This is a genomic window from Streptomyces sp. NPDC034084, assembly GCF_055575535.1.
This window is the reverse complement of sequence record NZ_JBVISK010000004.1, coordinates 259,720-282,020: the sequence shown is the minus strand read 5'-3', so window position 1 is coordinate 282,020 and position 22,301 is coordinate 259,720. Positions and strand designations below refer to the sequence as shown.

21 protein-coding genes and 1 riboswitch are annotated in these 22,301 nt (G+C 70.3%); of the genes, 12 read left to right on the top strand and 9 right to left on the bottom strand.

The window, feature by feature from the left end; genetic code table 11:
- Positions 1-154 precede the first annotated feature (154 nt).
- A complete protein-coding gene (locus ACZ51I_RS16430) occupies positions 155-568 on the top strand; it encodes an ATP-binding protein (RefSeq protein ID WP_019889334.1) in 414 nt (137 codons plus the stop codon).
- Positions 565-1,587: an RNA polymerase sigma factor SigF gene (locus ACZ51I_RS16425; RefSeq protein WP_468876144.1), complete on the top strand. Its 1,023-nt coding sequence runs from the start codon at positions 565-567 to the stop codon at positions 1,585-1,587. The genes ACZ51I_RS16430 and ACZ51I_RS16425 overlap by 4 nt, the downstream gene beginning before the upstream one ends.
- 6 nt (positions 1,588-1,593) lie before the next feature.
- Here the strand turns inward: ACZ51I_RS16425 and ACZ51I_RS16420 are convergent, their stop codons facing one another.
- Positions 1,594-2,043 (bottom strand): hypothetical protein, encoded by a 450-nt coding sequence (locus ACZ51I_RS16420; RefSeq protein WP_468876142.1) that lies wholly within the window; start codon positions 2,041-2,043, stop codon positions 1,594-1,596.
- A 96-nt stretch (positions 2,044-2,139) separates the two neighbouring features.
- Here ACZ51I_RS16420 and ACZ51I_RS16415 point away from each other — a divergent pair, with 96 nt between their 5' ends.
- Positions 2,140-3,108: a diacylglycerol/lipid kinase family protein gene (locus ACZ51I_RS16415; protein ID WP_468876140.1), complete on the top strand. Its 969-nt coding sequence runs from the start codon at positions 2,140-2,142 to the stop codon at positions 3,106-3,108.
- A 317-nt stretch (positions 3,109-3,425) separates the two neighbouring features.
- Positions 3,426-3,683 carry a WhiB family transcriptional regulator gene (locus ACZ51I_RS16410; protein ID WP_003953983.1) on the top strand — a complete coding sequence of 86 codons (258 nt, stop codon included), beginning with the start codon at positions 3,426-3,428 and terminating at the stop codon, positions 3,681-3,683.
- A 148-nt stretch (positions 3,684-3,831) separates the two neighbouring features.
- Here ACZ51I_RS16410 and ACZ51I_RS16405 read toward each other — a convergent pair whose 3' ends face one another.
- Both ACZ51I_RS16405 and ACZ51I_RS16400 read right to left on the bottom strand, forming a co-directional pair.
- Positions 3,832-5,298, bottom strand: coding sequence for a sensor histidine kinase (locus ACZ51I_RS16405; RefSeq protein WP_468876842.1), 1,467 nt, complete (start codon positions 5,296-5,298; stop codon positions 3,832-3,834).
- A gap of 378 nt (positions 5,299-5,676) precedes the next feature.
- Entirely contained in the window at positions 5,677-6,270 is a 594-nt protein-coding gene (locus ACZ51I_RS16400; protein WP_468876138.1) for a TetR/AcrR family transcriptional regulator, read from the bottom strand.
- Positions 6,271-6,354: 84 nt separating this feature from the next.
- Between ACZ51I_RS16400 and ACZ51I_RS16395 the strand changes: the two genes are divergently transcribed.
- Both ACZ51I_RS16395 and nagB read left to right on the top strand, forming a co-directional pair.
- Complete coding sequence (locus tag ACZ51I_RS16395; RefSeq protein ID WP_468876136.1) at positions 6,355-7,119, top strand: SDR family oxidoreductase; 765 nt, start codon at positions 6,355-6,357, stop codon at positions 7,117-7,119.
- A gap of 237 nt (positions 7,120-7,356) precedes the next feature.
- Positions 7,357-8,142, top strand: coding sequence for a glucosamine-6-phosphate deaminase (gene nagB, locus ACZ51I_RS16390; RefSeq protein WP_468876134.1), 786 nt, complete (start codon positions 7,357-7,359; stop codon positions 8,140-8,142).
- Between the two features lie 241 nt (positions 8,143-8,383).
- Here the strand turns inward: nagB and ACZ51I_RS16385 are convergent, their stop codons facing one another.
- From ACZ51I_RS16385 to ACZ51I_RS16370, 4 genes are all read right to left on the bottom strand, one after another.
- Positions 8,384-9,907 (bottom strand): glycoside hydrolase family 3 protein, encoded by a 1,524-nt coding sequence (locus ACZ51I_RS16385; protein ID WP_468876133.1) that lies wholly within the window; start codon positions 9,905-9,907, stop codon positions 8,384-8,386.
- 9 nt (positions 9,908-9,916) lie between these two features.
- Positions 9,917-10,786 (bottom strand): carbohydrate ABC transporter permease, encoded by an 870-nt coding sequence (locus ACZ51I_RS16380; protein ID WP_468876131.1) that lies wholly within the window; start codon positions 10,784-10,786, stop codon positions 9,917-9,919.
- A complete protein-coding gene (locus ACZ51I_RS16375) occupies positions 10,783-11,805 on the bottom strand; it encodes a carbohydrate ABC transporter permease (RefSeq protein ID WP_468876129.1) in 1,023 nt (340 codons plus the stop codon). The genes ACZ51I_RS16380 and ACZ51I_RS16375 overlap by 4 nt, the downstream gene beginning before the upstream one ends.
- 137 nt (positions 11,806-11,942) lie before the next feature.
- Positions 11,943-13,226, bottom strand: coding sequence for an extracellular solute-binding protein (locus tag ACZ51I_RS16370; RefSeq protein ID WP_468876128.1), 1,284 nt, complete (start codon positions 13,224-13,226; stop codon positions 11,943-11,945).
- A 285-nt stretch (positions 13,227-13,511) separates the two neighbouring features.
- Here ACZ51I_RS16370 and ACZ51I_RS16365 point away from each other — a divergent pair, with 285 nt between their 5' ends.
- From ACZ51I_RS16365 to ACZ51I_RS16340, 6 genes are all read left to right on the top strand, one after another.
- A complete protein-coding gene (locus ACZ51I_RS16365; protein WP_468876840.1) occupies positions 13,512-14,276 on the top strand; it encodes a GntR family transcriptional regulator in 765 nt (254 codons plus the stop codon).
- Positions 14,277-14,366: 90 nt separating this feature from the next.
- Positions 14,367-14,621, top strand: coding sequence for a DUF3311 domain-containing protein (locus ACZ51I_RS16360; protein WP_468876126.1), 255 nt, complete (start codon positions 14,367-14,369; stop codon positions 14,619-14,621).
- Complete coding sequence (mctP, locus tag ACZ51I_RS16355) at positions 14,618-16,249, top strand: monocarboxylate uptake permease MctP (RefSeq protein WP_468876124.1); 1,632 nt, start codon at positions 14,618-14,620, stop codon at positions 16,247-16,249. Before ACZ51I_RS16360 ends, mctP begins: the two co-directional genes overlap by 4 nt.
- Positions 16,250-16,337: 88 nt before the next feature.
- Positions 16,338-16,838 (top strand): GNAT family N-acetyltransferase, encoded by a 501-nt coding sequence (locus ACZ51I_RS16350; RefSeq protein WP_468876123.1) that lies wholly within the window; start codon positions 16,338-16,340, stop codon positions 16,836-16,838.
- A 54-nt stretch (positions 16,839-16,892) separates the two neighbouring features.
- Positions 16,893-17,015: riboswitch (cobalamin riboswitch) on the top strand.
- A gap of 130 nt (positions 17,016-17,145) precedes the next feature.
- Positions 17,146-19,512: a ribonucleoside-diphosphate reductase subunit alpha gene (locus tag ACZ51I_RS16345; protein WP_468876121.1), complete on the top strand. Its 2,367-nt coding sequence runs from the start codon at positions 17,146-17,148 to the stop codon at positions 19,510-19,512.
- Positions 19,512-20,528, top strand: a complete 1,017-nt coding sequence (locus ACZ51I_RS16340) for a ribonucleotide-diphosphate reductase subunit beta (protein WP_468876119.1) — start codon at positions 19,512-19,514, stop codon at positions 20,526-20,528. Before ACZ51I_RS16345 ends, ACZ51I_RS16340 begins: the two co-directional genes overlap by 1 nt.
- A 55-nt stretch (positions 20,529-20,583) precedes the next feature.
- On the opposite strand, the gene def is transcribed toward ACZ51I_RS16340, so the two are convergent.
- Both def and ACZ51I_RS16330 read right to left on the bottom strand, forming a co-directional pair.
- Complete coding sequence (gene def / locus ACZ51I_RS16335) at positions 20,584-21,216, bottom strand: peptide deformylase (RefSeq protein WP_468876117.1); 633 nt, start codon at positions 21,214-21,216, stop codon at positions 20,584-20,586.
- A gap of 68 nt (positions 21,217-21,284) precedes the next feature.
- Entirely contained in the window at positions 21,285-22,265 is a 981-nt protein-coding gene (locus tag ACZ51I_RS16330) for a tetratricopeptide repeat protein (protein WP_468876115.1), read from the bottom strand.
- Positions 22,266-22,301 lie beyond the last annotated feature (36 nt).

Here is a 22,301-nt window from a genome sequence, read left to right as displayed (position 1 = left end):
CCCGGTCTCCGAGTGTTCTCCCGAGCTCTCGGCGACACGGCAGGATGGATCGCGATAGCGTCACGGCGGACCGCGCAGGCTCCCTGCGTACCGCCCGGTTCGGGGGCCTCTCCCCCCGAGCCCCGAATGAGCTTGTGCCACCTTGGAGGTGAGGGTGTCCCAGATCGCAGGCGAGCCCGGGACCCAGGACTTCGTGGAAGTCCGGCTGCCCGCTGCGGGTGCCTATCTGTCCGTGCTGCGTACGGCCACGGCCGGCCTCGCGGCGCGCTTGGACTTCACCCTCGACGAGATCGAGGACTTGCGGATCGCGGTCGACGAGGCCTGCGCCATCCTGCTCCAGCAGGCCGTGCCGGGGTCCGTCCTCAGCTGTGTCTTCCGGCTGGTCGACGACTCCCTCGACGTGACGGTCTCCGCCCCGACGACGGACGGCCGGGCGCCCGAGCGGGACACCTTCGCGTGGACCGTGCTGTCGGCGCTGGCAGGGAAGGTCGAGTCGTCGGTGGCCGATGACCGTACGGTCTCGATCAGCCTGTACAAACAGCGCGGCGCGGGGCCAGGCCCGGCGTGAGGAGCGGGGACGCGACGGCCGGCATCCCTGAGCAGCAGGCGCGGCCGAACAGGGTCGCTACGGAGCAGGCGGACCAGATGAGCGAGCACGAGCAGCAGCACGAGCTTCCCGAGACACCCGGAGTCCCCGAGGCCCCCGCGAGCACCGGGGACTCCCCCGAGGCTCCCGCTGCGCGGACCCCCGACGAGGCCGGGGCGGCCGCGGCGGCGGAGAAGAGCGAGGACGGGGACGACGAGGTCCCGGACGCGCCCGCCGTCCGGGACCCGCACGACCGGAGCGGTGCCCGTGCCCTCTTCATCGAGCTGCGCGAGTTGCCCGAGGGCTCTCCGCAGAAGGCGGAGCTGCGCAACCGGCTGGTGCGCATGCACCTGCCGCTGGTGGAGCACCTGGCCCGGCGCTTCCGCAACCGCGGCGAGCCGCTCGACGACCTGACGCAGGTGGCGACGATCGGCCTGATCAAGTCGGTCGACCGGTTCGACCCGGAGCGCGGGGTGGAGTTCTCCACGTACGCGACCCCGACGGTCGTCGGCGAGATCAAGCGCCACTTCCGTGACAAGGGCTGGGCGGTCCGGGTGCCGCGCCGGCTCCAGGAGCTGCGGCTGTCGCTGACCACGGCGACGGCGGAGCTCTCCCAGCAGCACGGCCGCTCGCCGACGGTGCACGAGCTCGCGGAGCGGCTCGGCATCTCCGAGGAGGAGGTCCTGGAGGGGCTGGAGTCGGCCAACGCCTACTCGACGCTCTCCCTGGACGTCCCGGACACGGACGACGAGTCGCCGGCGGTGGCGGACACGCTGGGCGCGGAGGACGAGGCCCTGGAAGGGGTCGAGTACCGCGAGTCCCTCAAGCCGCTCCTGGAGGACCTGCCGCCCCGGGAGAAGCGGATCCTGCTGCTTCGCTTCTTCGGGAACATGACCCAGTCGCAGATCGCGCAGGAGGTGGGCATCTCGCAGATGCACGTCTCCCGACTGCTGGCCCGGACCCTGGCGTCGCTTCGGGAGAAGCTTCTGGTGGAGGAGTAGTTTTCGTCAGGCCTCCCGGCCGGGGCGCCGGATGCCGAGCGCCTCGGTCGTGGCCGGGTTCACGAGGAGGACGAGCCCGGTCACGGCGAGGGCGGCCAGGACGATGCCGGCCGGGATGATCGCGCTGTCCGCCTGGAGCATCTGCCAGGCGACGGGCAGGGCCAGGATCTGGGTGATGACGGCCGGGCCCCGGCTCCAGGAGCGGCGCAGCCACAGACCGCGGGCGGCCGCGAGCGGGATCAGTCCGAGGGCGACGAGCGTCACCGCGCCCGTGACGGCGCCGGTGAGGTCGCCGACCGTGCCGGTCAGGGCGTTCACCACCATGTACACGCCGCCGGCGACGAGGCCGAGGGCCTCGACGCCGGTGACGGCCGCCGCCGCGGCGAGCCGCGTGGGCCGGGACCCCTGGTCCGTGTCGCCGCCGTGTTCCGTACTCGTCTGTTCCGCACCGCTCATAGGGGCAGGGTAACCGGGTCGTACCGGGGCGGGCGGGCCCGGTATCGGGCAGGCCTGGGCTGGGCCCGGTACCACCGGGTAGGTACGCTGGCGCTCATGCGCGCACTTCTCGTGGTCAACCCGGCAGCCACCACCACCAGTGCCCGCACCCGTGACGTGCTCCTCCACGCGCTGGCCAGCGAGATGAAGCTGGAGGCGGTCACCACCGAGTACCGCGGTCACGCCCGCGACCTGGGACGACGGGCCGCCGACGCCGGGAACATCGACCTGGTGGTCGCCCTTGGCGGGGACGGCACGGTGAACGAGGTCGTCAACGGACTGCTGCACGACGGGCCCGACACGGACCGGCTGCCGGGCCTCGCGGTCGTGCCCGGTGGCTCGACCAACGTCTTCGCCCGCGCCCTCGGACTGCCGAACGACGCCGTGGAGGCGACCGGCGCCCTGCTCGACGCGTTGCGTGAGCGGCGGACACGGACAGTGAGCCTCGGGCTCGCGTCCGGGACGCCCGGGACGGACGACGAGTCGGTTCCCGAACGCTGGTTCACCTTCTGCGCCGGGCTCGGTTTCGACGCGAGCGTCATCGGCAGGGTCGAACAGCAGCGGGAGCGCGGAAAGAGATCGACGCACGCCCTCTATCTGCGCCAGGTGGTGCGCCAGTTCCTGGAGGAGCCGAACCGCCGGCACGGGACGATCACCCTGGAGCGGCCCGGCGCGGAGCCGGTCGAGGACCTCGTCCTCTCCATAATCTGCAACACCTCCCCCTGGACCTACCTGGGCAATCGCCCGGTGTACGCGTCCCCGGAGGCGTCCTTCGAGACCGCGCTCGACGTGCTCGGGCTGCGCCGGCTCTCCACTCCGGCGGTGGCCCGTTACGCCACCCAGCTGCTCACCTCGACCCCGGAGCGGGGTCCGCGCGGCAAGCATGCCGTGTCTCTGCACGACCTGACCGACTTCACCTTGCATTCGAAGGTTCCCCTCCCTCTGCAGATGGACGGAGACCACCTCGGACTGCGTACCAGCGTGACGTTCACAGGCGTTCGCCGTGCACTGCGTGTGATTGTGTGAGTGGAAGGGCCCAAAGTCCTTTCACTCGAACGTTTAGACGCGCATCCACCCCTTAGAAGTACGGCTGTGACCTAGCCGACACCGAGGAATCAAAAAAAACTTTCCGGAAGGGGTTGTATCCGTTGCTGGGGTTTGGGAGTCTCTTCTTGGCGATCGGGACGGCCCGCAACACCGGCCTCCACTGAGAGCCAGAACCCCTCCTCAGCACAAGGACCACACCAGTTCACCTGGCAGTCGGCCCTTCCCTTGCGGGGGGATTCGTGAAAGCGTTCACATTCACAAGCAACTCGCACGAAACACTGAGAGAGGTAGCAGCCATGGACTGGCGTCACAACGCCGTTTGTCGTGAGGAAGACCCCGAGCTGTTCTTCCCCATCGGCAACACCGGTCCTGCGCTGCTGCAGATCGAGGAAGCCAAGGCCGTCTGCCGCCGCTGCCCCGTCATGGAGCAGTGCCTGCAGTGGGCGCTCGAGTCCGGCCAGGACTCCGGCGTCTGGGGTGGCCTCAGCGAGGACGAGCGCCGCGCGATGAAGCGCCGTGCCGCTCGCAACCGGGCGCGTAACGCCAGCGCCTGAGCCACCTGCACAGCCTGAGGCACGCGGCGCGTACACAGCGTACGCAATCACCGCCCCCGAGCCGCAGCGCGCAGCAGTAACCCACAGCATTCGAGCCCCGGACCGATTCCCTTCGGTCCGGGGCTCGCTGCTGTGCCGCCTCAGCCCGTCACTTCTGCGGCTGTACGGGGATGTCGAGGACCACCTTCGTGCCGCGCCCGGCGCCCGGCAGCATGTCGAAGGTGCCGCCCAACTCGCCTTCCACCAGGGTCCGTACGATCTGCAGGCCGAGGTTGCCGGCCCGCTGCGGGTCGAAACCCTCGGGCAGGCCGCGGCCGTCGTCCTGGACCGTGATCAGGAGGCGGGCGTCCGTCCGGGTCTCGCCGCGGAGGGCGCTGACCTCGACCGTGCCCTGCTCCCCCTGTGTGAAGGCGTGTTCCAGCGCGTTCTGCAGGACCTCGGTGAGGACCATGGAGAGCGGTGTGGCGACCTCGGCGTCGAGGATGCCGAAGCGGCCGTTGCGCCGGCAGGTCACCTTGCCGGGGGAGATCTCGGCGACCATGGCGATGACCCGGTCGGCGATCTCGTCGAACTCCACCCGCTCGTCCAGGTTCTGGGACAGCGTCTCGTGGACGATGGCGATGGAACCGACGCGCCGCACGGCCTCGTTGAGGGCCTCGCGGCCGCCTTCGGAGTCCATCCGGCGGGCCTGGAGGCGGAGCAGGGCGGCCACCGTCTGGAGGTTGTTCTTCACCCGGTGGTGGATCTCCCGGATGGTGGCGTCCTTGGTGATCAACTCCCGCTCGCGGCGGCGCAATTCGGTGACGTCCCGGAGCAGGACGAGCGAACCGATGCGGGTGCCCTTCGGCTTGAGCGGGATCGCCCGGAGCTGGATCACCCCGCCGTTGCCCTCGACCTCGAACTCGCGCGGCGCGTAGCCGGAGGCCACCTTGACCAGGGCCTCGTCCACGGGGCCCCGGGAGGGGGCGAGTTCGGCGGTGATCTGGCCGAGGTCCTGGCCGACCAGGTCGGCGGCGAGGCCGAGCCGGTGGTACGCGGAGAGGGCGTTGGGCGAGGCGTACTGGACGACGCCCTCGGCGTCGAGGCGGACGAGTCCGTCGCCGGCGCGCGGCGAGGAGTCCATGTCGACCTGCTCGCCGGGGAAGGGGAACGTTCCGGCGGCGATCATCTGGGCGAGGTCGGAGGCCGACTGGAGGTAGGTGAGTTCCAGGCGGGAGGGGGTGCGGACGGTCAGCAGGTTGGTGTTGCGGGCGATGACGCCGAGGACCCGGCCCTCGCGGCGCACGGGGATGGACTCGACGCGCACCGGGACCTCCTCGCGCCACTCCGGGTCGCCCTCGCGGACGATCCGGCCCTCGTCGAGGGCGGCGTCGAGCAGCGGGCGGCGGCCGCGCGGGACCAGGTGGCCGACCATGTCGTCCTGGTAGGAGGTGGGGCCGGTGTTGGGCCGCATCTGGGCGACGGAGACGTACCGCGTGCCGTCGAGGGTCGGGACCCAGAGCACGAGGTCGGCGAAGGAGAGGTCGGAGAGCAGCTGCCACTCCGACACCAGCAGATGGAGCCACTCGAGGTCGGAGTCGCTCAGGGCGGTGTGCTGGCGGACGAGGTCGTTCATGGAGGGCACGGTGCGAGCGTACCCGCGGAATTACAGGGGTGGGGAACCTGGATCTCCGGGGCTCCGTGTTGGAGGATGGCCCCGGAAGGACCGCGTTCGTGTGGATGGACAGACAAGAATGGTCTAGTCCACAATGAACGCAACAGAGCCTCCATCCTCCCCGCACAGGAGGGTGGAACGAGGTACCCGGCGCTCTCTGCCCTGACTGCGCCGAGACCTCCCACACGGCCGAGGGACCGCACACCCCCGGCCGGGCGACTCCGGGCTGCGGTGCCGGGCGGGCTGAGGGTCCCGCCGGGCGCCGTAGCCCGCGGGTGTTTCCGGGGCTTTCGGTCCCGGGCTTCCCCCGCGGGTCTGTCCACCCGGGCCGCGCGCCCCTCAGGCCGGCCAGGCCCGCATCGCCGCTTCCGCCACCGCCGTCAGCTCCTCCGCCGTCGCCCCGTCGCGGGCCTGCAGGGACATGCCCTGGAGGACGGCGCCGGCCAGCCGGGCCAGTGCGTGCGGGTCGGTGTCCGGCGGGAGCTCGCCCGCCTCCACGTCCTGGCGGATGCGGTTCTCGAACTCGGTCAGATTGCCGTTCCGCCGGTCCCGCAGGGTCTCCTCGACCTCCGGGGTCGAACAGTTCACGGCGGCGGAGATCATCAGGCAGCCGTGCGGATGACCGGGCTCCGTGAAGAGCACGGCGGCCTCGCGCAGCATGCGCCCCAGGGCGGCGCGGGCGGTCGGCTCCTCGGCGAAGGCGCGGCTGCCGTAGGCCCCGTAACTGTGCGCGTACGCCTCGACGACCTCTTCGAACAGCGTCTTCTTGTCGCCGAAGGCCGCGTACAGGCTGGGCGCGCTGATGCCCATGGCGCGGGTGAGGTCGGCGACGGAGGTCGTCTCGTAGCCGTGCTCCCAGAAGGCCATCGTCGCCTGCTCGAGGGCCGTGAGCCGGTCGAAGGAGCGGGGGCGGCCGCGCTGTCTCGTCACCATGGAGTGAATTCTATAGCGCTCGCTACGGATCGTGGGGTACGGTCTTTACGTAACGACCACTACAGAAATGAGGGGGGCGTCGCCATGGGCGTGCTCGACGGAAAGCTGACCGGGAAGACAGCACTGGTCACAGGCGGCAGCCGGGGCATCGGGCGGGGGATCGCCGAGCGGCTCGGCCGCGAGGGCGCGCGGGTCGGGGTGCACTACGGGACGAACGAGGCGGCGGCGAAGGACACGGTCGCCGCGATCGAGGCGGCCGGCGGCTCCGCCTTCGCCCTGGGCCAGGAGCTGGGGGTGCCGGGGGACGCGGCGGCGCTCTGGCGGGCCTTCGACGCCCAGGCGGACGGCCTGGACATCCTCGTGAACAACGCGGGGATAGGGGCGTCGCAGCCGTTCGCGACGATCGACGACGAGGAGTACGACCGGATCTTCGCGGTCAACACGAAGGCCCCCTTCTTCCTGGCGCAGCTGGGGGCGGAGCGGCTGCGGGACGGCGGCCGGATCATCAACGTCTCGACGGGCCTGAGCCGGGCGGCGGCCATGCCGGACCTGATCGCGTACGCGATGTCGAAGGGCGCGCTCGACGTCTTCACCCGCTACCTGTCGAAGGTCCTGGGCCCGCGCGGGATCACGGTCAACGCGGTGGCGCCGGGGATCGTGGACACGGACATCAACGCCGGATGGCTGCGGGGGAACGAGGAGGCCTGGGCGGGAGCGGCGGCGATGGCGACGCTCGGCGCGGTCGGGACGCCGCCGGAGATAGCGGACGTGGTGGCCTTCCTGGCCTCCGACGACGCGCGCTGGGTGACGGGCGACTGGATCGACGCGACGGGAGGCTCGCTGGCCTGACGCGAGGGGGCGGGGCGGGAAGTTCGCGGGGCTGACGGGGGAGGTTCACCGGGCTGACGCGAGGGGGCCGGCGGGGTTCGAGTGGCTGGTGGGGCAGGTGCGGCCGACGATGGAAACGGTGCCGTCCGCGGGGCGGAACGGCATGAGGGGAAGGCCGCCCCTCTGCTAGATTTGGACTTAGATTGGTCTATACCACACGTCCTTTCAGCAGCCCCTCACCAGATCGGCAGGCACAGCGTGGAAGTTGTCATCGTCAAGGACGCCAAGGCCGGCGGCGAGCTCATCGCGGACGGCATCGCCGACCTCCTGCGCCGCAAGCCCGACGCGCTGCTCGGCGTGGCCACGGGCTCGACCCCGATCCCGATCTACGACGCCCTGGTCGCCCGGGTCTCCGCCGGCGCCGTGGACGCCTCCCGGGCGCGGATCGCCCAGCTCGACGAGTACGTCGGCCTGCCCGCGGGCCACCCGGAGTCGTACCGCTCCACCGTGCTCCGCCAGGTCGTCGAGCCGCTCGGGCTCTCCCCCGACGCCTTCATGGGCCCCGACGGCTCCGCCGAGGACGTCCTCGCGGCCTGCGAGGCCTACGACAGGGCGCTGGCCGAGGCCGGCGGTGTGGACCTGCAGATCCTCGGCATCGGCACCGACGGGCACATCGGCTTCAACGAGCCGTGCTCCTCGCTCGCCTCCCGCACCCGGATCAAGACGCTCACCGAGCAGACCCGCGTGGACAACGCCCGGTTCTTCGACGACGACATCGAGCAGGTGCCGCACCACGTCATCACCCAGGGCATCGGCACCATCCTGGAGGCCCGCCACCTGGTGCTGCTCGCCACCGGCGAGGGCAAGGCCGAGGCCGTGGCGCAGACCGTCGAGGGCCCGGTGGCGGCGCTCGTGCCGGCCTCCGCGCTCCAGCTGCACCCGCACGCCACGATCGTCGTGGACGAGGCGGCCGCCTCCAAGCTGAAGCTCGCGGACTACTTCCGCCACACCTTCGCGAACAAGCCGTCCTGGCAGGGCATCTAGGGCGTGTTTCGAAAGTGGCGTCGTCCGCCCGGAGGGCGGGCGGGGCGGTGTCTGGTGCGTGCGATCGCAAGGCGGAGGGCCGCCCTCGTACTGGGCGTACGAGGGCGATCCCGACAACGCGGCGAGCGCGCGTGCCAGGCGCCGCCGCGCAGACGGGACTTTCGAAACGCGCCCTAGGGCCGGATACGAGAGGGCCCGGCACCTGGTCCAGGTGCCGGGCCCCTCTCGTACGTACGCCCCGTCAGGCGCCGGTCCCGACGACGGCCTCGGCGGCCGCGCGGCCGCACACCCGGGCCGCGCCGTGCGTGGCGATGTGCAGGGCCCCGCGGGGCTCCGCCTGGTCGAGGCCCATCTCGACCACGACGGTGTCGGGGCGGGCCGCGAGGAGGCCGTCCAGTGCCTCGGTCATCCACGGGTGCCGGTGGGCGTCCCGTACGACCGCCACGATCCGCCGCTCCCCCGCGGCGGCGAGGACGGCGTCCACGGACGGCTCGTCGTACGAGCCGGTCTCCGTGCCGGGGAGCAGGCGCTCCAGCTCGGCCGCGATGCCCCAGGGCGTCTCGTCGCCGACCGCGAAGTTCGCGACGGGGGTGAAGGAGGCCACGTAGGGGGCGTCGGTCATCGGCGTGTGGGGCTGCTTCCCCCGGGTCACCTTGAGGGCCCGGCGGGCCGCCACGAGTCCGATGTCGGCGCCGGGCGCGGTCCCCTCCTGCACTGCCGCGCCCGGCACCGATCCAGCCCCCCTGGCCCGGTGCGCCTGGGTCCAGGACGCCAGGGCGCGCACGCGCGCCGCCGCGTCGGCCAGCCGCTCCTCGGGCAGTTCACCGGTCCGTACCGCGTGGACGAGTGCGTCCCGCAGCCGCAGCACGGTGTCCTCGTCGCACAGCCCGCCGCCGACGCAGATGGCGTCGGCGCCCGCGGCGATGGCGAGGACGGATCCGCGCTCGATGCCGTACGTCGCCGCGACGGCCCGCATCTCCATGCCGTCGGTGACGATCAGCCCCTCGAAGCCCAGTTCCTGGCGCAGCAGTCCGGTGAGGATCTGCGGGCTCAGGGTGGCCGGGCGGTGCGGGTCGAGCGCGGAGAGCAGAATATGCGCGCTCATGACCGCTTTGGTACCCGCGGCGACGGCGGCGCGGAAAGGCACCAGCTCACGGGCGTGCAGTGTGGCGAGGTCCACATCGATCCGGGGCAGCGCGTCGTGGGAATCCACGTTGGTGTCGCCGTGTCCGGGGAAGTGCTTCGTACAGGCCGCGACGCCGACGCCCTGGAGACCGTCGACGTACGCCACGGTGTGCCGGGCGACCAGGTCCGGGTCCGGTCCGAAGGAGCGGACGCCGATGACGGGGTTCTCCGCGTTGGAGTTGACGTCCGCCGAGGGCGCCCAGTTGAGGTCGACGCCGCACGCCACGAGCCGGCGGCCGAGCTCGCGGGCGACGGCCCGGGTGAGTTCGACGTCGTCGACGCTGCCGAGAGCGTAATTGCCGGGGAAGGAGGAGCCGTGCTTGACCTCCAGGCGGGTGACGTCGCCGCCCTCCTCGTCGATGGCGACGAGGACGTCGTCCCGCTCGGCGCGCAGCCGCGCGGTGAGCGCGGCGAGCTGCTCGGGGCTGACGATGTTCCGGCCGAAGAGGCCGACCGAGGACAGGCCCTCGCCGATGCGGCGGAGCAGCCAGTCGGGGGCGGTGGTGCCGACGAAGCCGGGCTGGAGGACCGTGAGCGCGTCACGGGTCAGGGTGTCCGAGCCGTGTACGAGTGTGGTCATGGGGGTCCGTTATCCCTTCACCGCGCCGGCGGTCATGCCGCCGACGGCCTTGCGCTGGAGGAAGAGGAAGACGATGAGCACGGGGAGGGCGAAGAGCGTGGAGGCGGCCATGGTGGCGCCCCAGTCGTTGCCGAACGCGGTCTGGAACTGGGTCAGCCAGAGCGTCAGGGTCTGCGACTCCTTGTCCTTGTTCAGCATGAGGATCATGGCGAACTCGTTCCAGGCGGTGATGAAGCCGAAGAGCGAGGTCGACATCAGGCCGGGGGCGAGCAGCGGGAAGATCACCTTGCGGAAGGCCTGGCCCCGGGTGCAGCCGTCGATCTGCGCGGCCTCCTCCAGCTCGACCGGGACGGCGGCGATGAAGCCGCGCAGGGTCCAGATCGTGAAGGGGAGGACCATCACGAAGTAGATGAGCGTGAGCATCGGGATGCTGTTCAGCAGGTCGTTCTCGCGCGAGATCATGTACATCGCGATGACCATGACCTCCCAGGGGGCCATCTGCGCCATCATCACGACGAGGACGATGCCCTTGCGGCCCCTGAACCTGAGGCGGGCGATCGCGAAGCTCGCGGCCAGGGCGACGAGCAGGGCGAGCAGGACGGCGCCGACGGTGACCGTGAGGCTGTTGGTGACGTACGTCCAGAAGAGGTCGACGCCGGTCGCGGTGGTGTAGTTCTCGAACGTCGGGGTGAAGACGAAGACCGGGTCCTTGGTCATGATCTCGTGCTGCGGCTTCAGCGAGGACGAGAACATCCAGTAGACCGGGAAGACGAACACGGCGGCGATGACGAGGGCGCTGAGGTTCTTGGCGACCGCACCCACCGTGAGCGGCTTCCGGGTGCGCAGCTTCTGCGGGGTCTGGGGGGCGGCGACGCTCACAGCTCCTCCTCCTGCTTCAGGATCAGGCGGAAGTAGAAGGACATGACCGCGATGAGCATCACGATCGTGAGGATGGAGATGGCGGCGGCGACACCGTAGTGGAACTGGCCGACGCCCTCGATGTAGGCGAAGACCGGGAGGGTCTCGGAACCGCGGTCGGGACCACCGAGGTTCATGGCGTAGACCTGGGCGAACGCCTTGAAGATCCAGATGATCTCCAGGAACGTGGTGATCATGAAGAAGGACTTCAGGTTGGGGAAGACCACGGCCCAGAAGGTCCGCCAGCCGCTCGCGCCGTCCATCTTGGCGGCCTCGTACAGCTCCGAGCCGATGGTGGTCAGGCCGGCGTACATGTTGAGGGCGACGAAGGGGACGGAGCCCCAGACGAGCAGGATCAGGACGATGACGAGGGTGGAGAAGCCGGTCTCGAACCAGTTGTGCTGGTCGTAGCCGGAGAAGCCCAGCGTGCGCATCAGCCAGTTCACTACGCCGAACTGCTCGTCGAAGAGCCAGCGGAAGACGGTGACGGAGGCGACGATCGGCATGGCCCAGGCGAACATCAGGGCCAGCGAGAGGACCAGGCGCATCTTCTTGCCGAGGCGGTTGAGCAGGAGGCCGATTCCGGTGCCGATCGCCATGATGAGGGCGACGTTGACGGCCGTGAAGACGACGCTGCGGACGACGACGGTCCAGAAGTCCGGGTCGCCGAGGAGCGCGGTGTAGTTGTCGAAGCCGGTCCAGACCGTCTCGCGGGTGATGAACTCCTTCCGGTTGAGCTGCTGGAAGGAGAGGATCACATTGCGGATCAGCGGATAGAGCAGCAGCACCGCCATGGACAGCAGAGCGGGCGCGACGAGCAGGTAGGGCAGTGCCCCGCTGGGCAGGGAGCGTCTGCCGCGTGGAGGCTGAAGGACTTCCTTCGGGCCCGAAGAAGGGGGCGGAGTCTGAGACTTCCCTGCCGCCCTCCCGGGCGCGTCCTGGGGACCGGCGGTCGCCGTCCCCTGGGAGTCCACGGTCATGGTCTTATTCCTCGCGGTTCTGGGGCTCCCGCGCCCACCGGGGCACGGCCCGGGGGAGCGGGCCGCTGATCACTGCATCGCTGCGACGCGCCGGTGGTGCGGCCGGTGCGAGACCGGCCGCACCACCGGGCTACGGGTTACTGCTGGTTGATGCGCTCGTTGATGACCTTGTCGGCCGCCTCGCCGGCCTTCTTGGCGTCCTCGCCCTTCAGGACCTTGGTCATGTAGTCCTTGATCGGGTTCGGGGCGGTCTCGACGTTCGCCCAGCCCGGGGTGACCGGGGTGACCTTGCCGGAGGCGGAGGAGAGGGCCATGGCCTCGGCGAAGGAGCCGGCGGCGGGCTTGAACTGCGCGGAGTCGGTGTTCGGAAGCAGCGCGCCCTCGGTGGCGGCGGCGTACTTCGTCATGAACTCCTTGCCGGCGGCGAGGGCCAGCCACTCCTTCGCGAGGTCCTTGTTCTGGGAGCGCTCCGCGACGGCGAGGTTCGAGCCGCCGAGGAAGACGGAGCCCGGCTTGTCGGCGGTCTTGCCCGGGATCGGGAAGTAGCCGAAGTCGGCGGTCTTGCCGGCCTTCTTCATGGCGTCGATCGCGCCGCCGGCCTCCCAGCCGAGGCCGATCCAGGACGACACGCCGCCCTTGGGGACGATGTCGGTGGACTGCTGCGGGGTCGCCTCGTCCTTGTCCTTCGGAGCGGTCGAGTAGGACGCCAGCTCCTTGTAGAAGTTCATGGCGGCGACGGCCTCGGGGGAGGACAGGTTGCCCTTCCACTTGTCGCCGTCCTTGACCGCGAGGTCGCTGCCCTCGTCCCAGATGAGGCCGGCGAGGACGTACCAGGACTGACCCGGCAGGTAGATGGCCTGCGACTTCGGGTCGGACGCCTTCAGCTTCTTGAGGCCCGCGATCCACTCGGCGCGGGTCTTCGGCGGGGTGACGCCGGCCTTCTTGAAGGCGGCCTTGTCGTAGACGACGACGCGGTTGGCGGCGTACCACGGGGCGGAGTAGAGCTTGCCGTCCAGTTCGTTGGAGGCGACCATGCCCTTGTTCCAGGCGTCGTAGCCGAGCTTGGCCTTGTCGCCGGACAGGTCGGCGAGGCCGCCGGTGACCGCGTAACCGGCGGTCTGCGTGTTGCCGAGCTCCAGGACGTCCGGCGGGGTGTCCTCGGAGAGGGCGGTGGTGACCTTCTCCTGGATGCCGTTCCAGATCTGCTTCTCGACCTTGACCTTGACGCCCGGGTGCTTGGCCTCGAAGGCCTTGTTCACCTCGGCCATCCAGGCGTCCGGCGCGGAACCGTCCATGACCCATACGGTCAGGGTCTTGTCGCCGCCGGCCGTGGACTTGCCGTTGTCGCTGTCCGAACCACACGCAGCGATGGAGATCATCATGCCTGCGACGCCGATCGCCGCGATGAGCTTGCGCTTCACGCCACCCTCCTCAGGGATGCCTGCAACCCCTGCCCACCGCGCGAAGACATACGTCAGGTAGTGCTCGTGGGGCTGGGACCTGGTCTTTAATGGTTTAGACCAGTACCGGGAGCTTGGCCTAGACCTTTAGGGGTGTCAAGGGTGTATAAGAAGGGCAGTCGCGTCCGTTATCGGACCGACACCTGAGGGAGGGCGACGACCCGTGACCGGTCCGTGCCACCATGTGAGCCGCGACAGACGGAGGAGCCGGTGACGGCAGCAGCACAGGAGTCGGGAAGGCAGGCCATGGCCACGGACGCGGGCAGTACGGAGACAGAGAGCGGGACACCGACCCGCACCGCGCGCGTGCCCAAGTACTACCGGCTGAAGCGGCACCTGCTCGACATGACGGAGACCCTGCCGCCCGGCACCCCGGTCCCGCCGGAGCGGACGCTCGCCGCCGAGTTCGACACCTCGCGCACCACCGTGCGCCAGGCCCTCCAGGAGCTGGTCGTCGAGGGCCGCCTGGAGCGCATCCAGGGCAAGGGCACCTTCGTGGCCAAGCCCAAGGTCTCCCAGGCCCTGCAACTCACCTCGTACACCGAGGACATGCGGGCCCAGGGCCTGGAGCCCACCTCGCAGCTCCTCGACATCGGCTACGTGACGGCCGACGACACCCTCGCGGGACTGCTCGACATCACGGCCGGCGGGCGGGTCCTCCGCATCGAGCGGCTGCGGCTCGCGAGCGGCGAGCCAATGGCCATCGAGACCACGCACCTGTCGGCCAAGCGCTTCCCGGCCCTGCGCCGCTCGCTCGTGAAGTACACCTCGCTCTACACCGCGCTCGCCGAGGTCTACGACGTGCACCTCGCCGAGGCCGAGGAGACCATCGAGACCTCCCTCGCCACCCCGCGCGAGGCCGGACTGCTCGGCACGGACGTCGGCCTGCCGATGCTGATGCTCTCCCGCCACTCCCTGGACGCCCAGGGCGAGCCCGTCGAATGGGTCCGGTCCGTCTACCGCGGCGACCGCTACAAGTTCGTGGCCCGCCTCCAGCGCCCCACCGACTGATCCGTTATACGGACAGGGGTTCCTAAGCGCGAAACCGTCCCCTAGATTTCCTCGGCATTACGAGGTGATCAGCGAGGGGACGGTTTCGCCATGTCAGAAGCGGCACAAAGGAAACAACCGGTCATCACACCCACGAGGGTGGTGATCGCGCTCTGCCTCATCGCCCCGTTCGTGGCGATGCTCTGGGTGAGTTCGTACGCGAAGGTCGAACCGCTCTTCGCCGGCATCCCGTTCTTCTACTGGTACCAGATGCTCTGGGTGGTCATCTCCACGGCGCTCACCATGACCGCGTACAAGCTGTGGCAGCTGGACCAGCGTGCCCGCAAGGGAGGTGACGCGCGATGAAGGACGTGACCGGCGTGAACGGCGTGGCGCTCGGCGTCTTCGTCTTCTTCTTCCTGGCCGTCACGGTCATGGGCTTCCTGGCCGCGCGCTGGCGCAAGGCCGAGAACGAGCACAGCCTCGACGAATGGGGCCTCGGCGGCCGCTCGTTCGGCACCTGGGTCACCTGGTTCCTGCTCGGCGGCGACCTCTACACGGCGTACACCTTCGTCGCCGTCCCCGCCGCCATCTACGCGGCGGGCGCGGCTGGCTTCTTCGCCGTCCCGTACACGATCCTGGTCTACCCGCTGATCTTCACCTTCCTGCCGCGCCTGTGGTCGGTCTCGCACAAGCACGGATACGTCACCACCTCCGACTTCGTCCGCGGCCGGTTCGGCTCCAAGAGCCTGTCGCTCGCGGTGGCAGTCACCGGCATCCTCGCCACCATGCCGTACATCGCGCTCCAGCTCGTCGGCATCCAGGCCGTCCTGGACGTCATGGGCGTCGGCGGCGGCGAGAACACCCACTGGTTCATCAAGGACCTGCCGCTGCTCATCGCCTTCGGCGTCCTCGCGGCGTACACGTACTCCTCGGGCCTGCGCGCCCCCGCGCTCATCGCCTTCGTCAAGGACACCCTGATCTACATCGTCATCGCGGTGGCGATCATCTACATCCCCATCAAGCTGGGCGGCTTCGACGAGATCTTCGCCAAGGCCGGAGAGGCGTACGCGCAGACCAACCCGGCGACCGGCAAGCCGCGCGGCGCGCTCGTCCCCGGCGAGGCCGGCCAGTGGACGTACGCCACGCTCGCCCTCGGCTCGGCGCTCGCGCTCTTCATGTACCCGCACTCCATCACGGCGACCCTGTCGTCCCGGAGCCGTGAGGTCATCCGCCGCAACACCACGATCCTGCCGCTGTACTCGCTGATGCTGGGCCTGCTCGCGCTGCTCGGCTTCATGGCGATCGCCGCCGGGATCACCGTCAAGAACGGCCAGCTCGCCATCCCGCAGCTCTTCGAGACCATGTTCCCGGACTGGTTCGCGGGCGTCGCGTTCGCCGCGATCGGCATCGGTGCGCTCGTCCCGGCCGCGATCATGTCGATCGCCGCGGCCAACCTCTTCACCCGCAACATCTACAAGGACTTCATCAAGAAGGACGCCACCCCGGCCCAGGAGACCAAGGTCTCCAAGCTGGTCTCCCTCCTCGTGAAGGTCGGCGCGCTCGTCTTCGTCCTCACCATGGACAAGACGGTCGCCATCAACTTCCAGCTGCTCGGCGGCATCTGGATCCTGCAGACCTTCCCGGCCCTGGTCGGCGGTCTCTTCACCCGCTGGTTCCACCGCTGGGCGCTGCTCGCCGGCTGGGCCGTCGGCATGGTCTACGGCACGGCCGCCGCCTACGGCGTGGCCAGCCCCACCCAGAAGCACTTCGGCGGCTCGGCCGCCGAGATCCCCGGCATCGGCGAGATCGGCTACATCGGCCTCACCGCCTTCGTGCTCAACGTCGTCGTCACCGTCGTCCTGACCTTCGTCCTCAAGGCCGTCAACGCCCCCGAGGGCGTCGACGAGACCTCCCCCGAGGACTACACGGCGGACGCGGGCGACGCCGGAGTCCGCACCGAGCTCCCGGAGGTCGGCACCCCGACGCACTGATCCGGCACCGCGCACGACCGGGGCCCGGGACCTCCGCCAGGAGATCCCGGGCCCCTTCGCGTCCCCCGGGGAAGGCAGACTGCCTCCCATGGACTTCACGATCAGGGCGGTACGGCCCGAGGAGTACGAGGAATTCGGTGACCTCACCGGGCTGACCTACCTGAACGACGGGCTGCTGCTGCACGGCGAGGACGACTTCTACCTGGACGTGCTCCGCGACACGGCCCGGCGGGCGCGCGAGAGCGAGGTGCTCGTCGCCGTCGGCCCGGAGGGCGGCATCACCGGCGGCGTCACCTTCGCCCACGGCGGCACCCCCTGGGCGGACATCGCCGTCCCGGGCGAGGCCGAGTTCCGGATGCTCGTGGTCGCGCCGGAAGCCCGCGGCAGGGGCATCGGGGAAGCCCTCGTACGCGCCTGCGTGGACCGGGCGGCGGCCCTCCCCGGGTGCGCGCGCCTGGTCCTCTCCACGGACGGCCTGATGGTCTCGGCGCACCGGATCTACGAGCGGCTCGGCTTCGTCCGCACCCCCGAGCGGGACTGGGAGCCCGTCCCGGGCCATGCGCTGCGGACGTACGCCCTGGAGCTGTAGCCCCCGACCCGACACAACATGTGGGGGGTGCCACGAGCGGCGCCCCCCACATGTATGCTCGTCCTCGCTGTCGACGCAGGGAAATCCGGCGCGAATCCGGAACTGTCCCGCAACGGTGTGCTTCGTGCGGTTTCGTACGCGGTGAGTCCGAAGACCTGCCGACAGCGCGCCCGGTCCGTCCGTTCCGGGTGCCACAGACGTCCGGGCCTCGCGGAGTGGGCCGGTGGACGCGGCGCACCCGCGCGTACGGGTGCCCGCCTGCCCGCCTCCCGCCCGCGGCCCCGAGCCGAGCGAGGGAGAGCCCCACGTGACCATCGCGCCCGCCGATCCGGCCGCAGCGATCGAGACCGACGGCCCCGGGACCGTACTCCTGCGGACCCTGACCGATCTCACCGCCGACCTCCCGGACACCGACCCCGGCAAGGTCGCCGCCGCCGCGCTCCGCGGCCGCAGCGCCCTGTCGGACGAGGCGGAGCTGCGCGAGCTGGCCACCGAGGCGGCCGCCGGCCTGATCGCCGACGACCCGGCGTACTCCCGGCTCGCCGCCCGGCTCCTCACCCTCACCATCGCCGACGAGGCCGCCGGCCAGGGCGCCGTCTCCTTCTCGGCCTCCGTCGCCGTCGGGCACCGCGAGGGCCTCATCGCCGACCGCACCGCAGAGTTCGTCACGCTGCACGCGGCACGCCTCGACGCGACCGTCGACCCGGCCGGCGACGACCGCTTCGGCTACTTCGGTCTGCGCACCCTCTACTCGCGCTACCTGCTCCGCCACCCGATCACCCGCAAGGTGATCGAGACCCCGCAGCACTTCATGCTGCGCGTGGCCTGCGGCCTGGCCGAGGACGACTCGGTCCGCGCCCTCGACGAAGTGGCCGCGCTGTACGGCCTGATGAGCCGCCTGGACTACCTGCCGTCCTCCCCCACGCTCTTCAACTCCGGCACCCGCCACCCGCAGATGTCCTCCTGCTACCTCCTGGACTCCCCCCAGGACGAGCTGGACTCCATCTACGACCGCTACCACCAGGTCGCGCGCCTCTCGAAGCACGCGGGTGGCATCGGCCTCTCCTACTCCCGCATCCGCGCCCGCGGTTCGCTGATCCGCGGCACCAACGGCCACTCCAACGGCATCGTGCCGTTCCTGAAGACCCTCGACGCCTCCGTCGCCGCCGTGAACCAGGGCGGCCGCCGCAAGGGCGCCGCCGCGGTCTACCTGGAGACCTGGCACGCCGACATCGAGGAGTTCCTGGAGCTCCGCGACAACACGGGCGAGGACCAGCGCCGTACGCACAACCTGAACCTCGCGCACTGGATCCCGGACGAGTTCATGCGCCGCGTCAACGCCGACGCCGAATGGTCGCTGTTCTCCCCGGCGGACGTGCCCGAGCTCGTCGACCTGTACGGCGAGGAGTTCGACGCCGCCTACCGCAAGGCCGAGGCGGCGGGCCTGGCCCGCAAGACGATGCCGGCCCGCGACCTGTACGGCCGGATGATGCGGACCCTGGCCCAGACCGGCAACGGCTGGATGACCTTCAAGGACGCCTCGAACCGTACGGCCAACCAGACCGCCGAGCCCGGCACCGTCGTCCACTCCTCGAACCTCTGCACCGAGATCATCGAGGTCACGAACGACGGCGAGACGGCCGTCTGCAACCTCGGCTCCGTCAACCTCGGCGCTTTCGTCACCGGTTCGGACATCGACTGGGAGCGCCTGGACGAGACCGTCCGCACGGCCGTCACCTTCCTCGACCGGGTCGTCGACATCAACTTCTACCCGACCGAGCAGGCGGGCCGCTCCAACGCCAAGTGGCGCCCCGTCGGCCTCGGCGCGATGGGCCTCCAGGACGTCTTCTTCAAGCTGCGGCTGCCGTTCGACTCCCCCGAGGCGCGCGCCCTGTCCACCCGTATCGCGGAGCGGATCATGCTCGCCGCGTACGAGGCCTCCGCCGGGCTCGCCGAGCGCAACGGCCCGCTCCCCGCCTGGGACAAGACCCGCACCGCCCGGGGCGTCCTGCACCCCGACCACTACGACGTCGAGCTCAACTGGCCGGAGCGGTGGGCGGCCCTGCGCGAGCGCATCGCGTCCACCGGCATGCGCAACAGCCTCCTCCTCGCCATCGCCCCGACGGCGACGATCGCCTCGATCGCGGGCGTCTACGAGTGCATCGAGCCGCAGGTCTCCAACCTGTTCAAGCGCGAGACGCTGTCCGGCGAGTTCCTCCAGGTCAACTCGTACCTCGTCGACGAGCTCAAGAAGCTCGGCGTGTGGGACGCGCAGACCCGCGAGGCGCTGCGCGAGTCCAACGGCTCGGTGGCCGGCTTCACCTGGGTCCCGGCCGAGGTGCGCGAGCTGTACCGCACGGCCTGGGAGATCCCGCAGCGCGGCCTCATCGACATGGCCGCCGCCCGGACGCCGTTCCTGGACCAGTCGCAGTCCCTGAACCTGTTCATGGAGACGCCGACCATCGGCAAGCTGTCGTCGATGTACGCGTACGCCTGGAGGCAGGGCCTCAAGACGACGTACTACCTGCGCTCCCGCCCGGCGACCCGGATCGCCCGCGCCGCCCAGGCGTCGACCGCCGCCGCCACCCCGATCCCCGTCCAGCAGGCGGCCCCCGACGCGGACGCGATCGCCTGCTCCCTTGAGAACCCCGAGTCCTGCGAGGCCTGCCAGTGATGAGCTCCAACGAAACGAAGAACCTCCTGGACCCGGGCTTCGAGCTCACGCTCCGGCCCATGCGCTACCCGGACTTCTACGAGCGCTACCGGGACGCCATCAAGAACACCTGGACCGTGGAGGAGGTCGACCTCCACTCGGACGTCGCCGACCTCGCCAAGCTCACCCCCGGTGAGCAGCACATGATCGGCCGGCTTGTCGCGTTCTTCGCGACGGGCGACTCGATCGTGGCGAACAACCTGGTCCTGACGCTCTACAAGCACATCAACTCCCCGGAGGCACGGCTGTACCTGAGCCGTCAGCTCTTCGAGGAGGCGGTCCACGTCCAGTTCTATCTGACGCTGCTCGACACCTACCTGCCCGACCCGGCCGACCGCGCCGCCGCGTTCGACGCCGTCGAGAACATCCCCTCCATCCGCGAGAAGGCGCAGTTCTGCTTCAAGTGGATGGACTCCGTCGAGAAGATCGAGAAGCTGGAGACGGCCGCCGACCGCCGCCGTTTCCTGCTGAACCTGATCTGCTTCGCGGCGTGCATCGAGGGCCTGTTCTTCTACGGCGCCTTCGCGTACGTCTACTGGTTCCGCTCGCGCGGGCTGCTGCACGGGCTGGCGACCGGCACCAACTGGGTGTTCCGTGACGAGACGATGCACATGAACTTCGCCTTCGAGGTCGTGGACACCATCCGCAAGGAGGAGCCCGAGCTCTTCGACGACGCGCTCCAGCAGCAGGTCACGGACATGCTCAAGGAAGCCGTCGAGGCGGAGCTGCAGTTCGGCCGCGACCTGTGCGGCGACGGCCTGCCCGGCATGAACACCGAGTCGATGCGCGAGTACCTCCAGTGCGTCGCCGACCAGCGCCTCCAGCGCCTCGGCTTCGCGCCGGTGTACGGCTCGGAGAACCCCTTCTCCTTCATGGAGCTCCAGGGCGTCCAGGAACTGACCAACTTCTTCGAGCGCCGCCCGTCCGCGTACCAGGTGGCGGTCGAGGGCTCGGTGGACCTCGACGAGGACTTCTAGCCGGTACGGAGAAGGGCCCCGCACACGTGTGTGCGGGGCCCTTCCTCGTGGGCGCTCAGTCGTTCGGGACCGTCTCGTAGCGCGGGGTGCCCTCGGCCATCTGGCGCAGGGCGTCCTTGCGGTCGCGCTTCGAGAGCTTGTCGATGTAGAGGAAGCCGTGCAGGTGGTCCGTCTCGTGCTGGAGGCAGCGGGCGAAGTAGCCGGTGCCGCGCACCTTGATCGGGTTGCCCTGGGCGTCCTGGCCGTGGACCTCCGCGTAGTCGGGGCGGGCCAGCTCGGCGTAGGCGGTCGGGACGGACAGGCAGCCCTCGTTGGACTCGTCCAGGACGCGCAGCTCGGCCGGGAGGTCCTGGAGGACCGGGTTGCAGACGACGCCGACGTGCCGGACGCCCTCGTCGTCCATGCAGTCGTAGACGAAGACCTTGAGGTCCACGCCGATCTGGTTCGCGGCGAGCCCCACGCCCTCGGCCGCCTTCTGGCTGGCGAACATGTCGTCGATCAGCCGCGCGAGCTCGTCGTCGAACTCGGTGACGTCCTTGCACTCGCGGTGGAGCACGGGGTTGCCGACGACCGTGATGGGGCGGGCCGTGCCGCGCTCGCGGTGGGCGAGCTCCCGCGCCTCACAGTCCTCCGTGTCCACGACGTAGCCGTCGTTGATCGTCTGCTCGTCCGTCTCCTGCTGCGCCATGTCCGGCCGCGCCTTCCTGAAAACCCGAATTCCGTCGAAGGACAGCCTACGGGCCCGACAGTCGACGCTCAGCAGACCTCTTCGAGATCGCGCCACTCGCGGCTGTCCGGGCTGTCCGCCACCCAGCCGTCGAGGAGCCCGCGCACCAGGCCCGCCGGGGCCGCGATGCCGCACTCGCGCTCCGGGACCCACAGCTCGCCCTGCGAGCGGTGGCCGAGCGGCCCGGGGTGGCCCGGCTCGCTGTGGTCGTGCGGGTCGGAGTGCTCGCCCTCGCCCTCGGCGCTCGGCATGGTCGACTCGGAGCAGGCGCGGCAGAGCAGCCGCACGGAGGACGACCAGTCCTCGGCGGCGAAGCCGGCCTCGGCGGCGAGCTGCTCCAGGGCGTCCCGGTCGGCCTCGGTGGCGGCCTCCAGGAGGACCACCCAAGTGGGGACGGGCGACGGCGCCCACAGCTCGATCTCGTCGAAGACGGGGTAGGAGGGGCCGGCGGTGGTGGTCCGCTCTCCGTTCGGCACGCCGTCGTGGAGGACGACCTCGCCCCAGCGGCGCCCGGAGGACGGCAGCGGGATGGAGAGGACCTCTATCCGGGCCGGGTCGAGCCGGCGGCCCCAGACGACCTCGGCCTCGCCCTCGGGCGAGAGCCGGACCGCGGCGCTGCCCAGCTCCATGCCGGCGGGCTCGCCGGTGCCTGCAGCGGCGCCGGGCACCTTGAGGCCGTAGGCCTGCCAGGCGCGGCGGGCCAGCGGCCAGTCCTGGAGCGCGGTGGCGGCGATGCCGACGTTCCACCAGTCGGGGGCGCCGGTCTCCTTGTCGAGCAGCGCGACCGCGCGCAGCCCGGCGGCCCGCGCCTGCTCCCAGTCGTGCCGGAACTTGTGCAGCAGCGCCAGGTTGAACCAGGACTCCGAGAGCCAGGGCTCCAGATCCGCCGCGCGTGTCAGGAGCGCCCCCGCGTCCTCGTACCGGCCGTCGCCGATCAGCGTGAACGCGCGGTCGGTGGCCTGCCGCCACGAGGCGGAGGGCCGATGCCGTACCTTCCCGAAGATCTTCACGATTCCCGCCTGCCGGTCGCTTCACCCTCTTGTTCG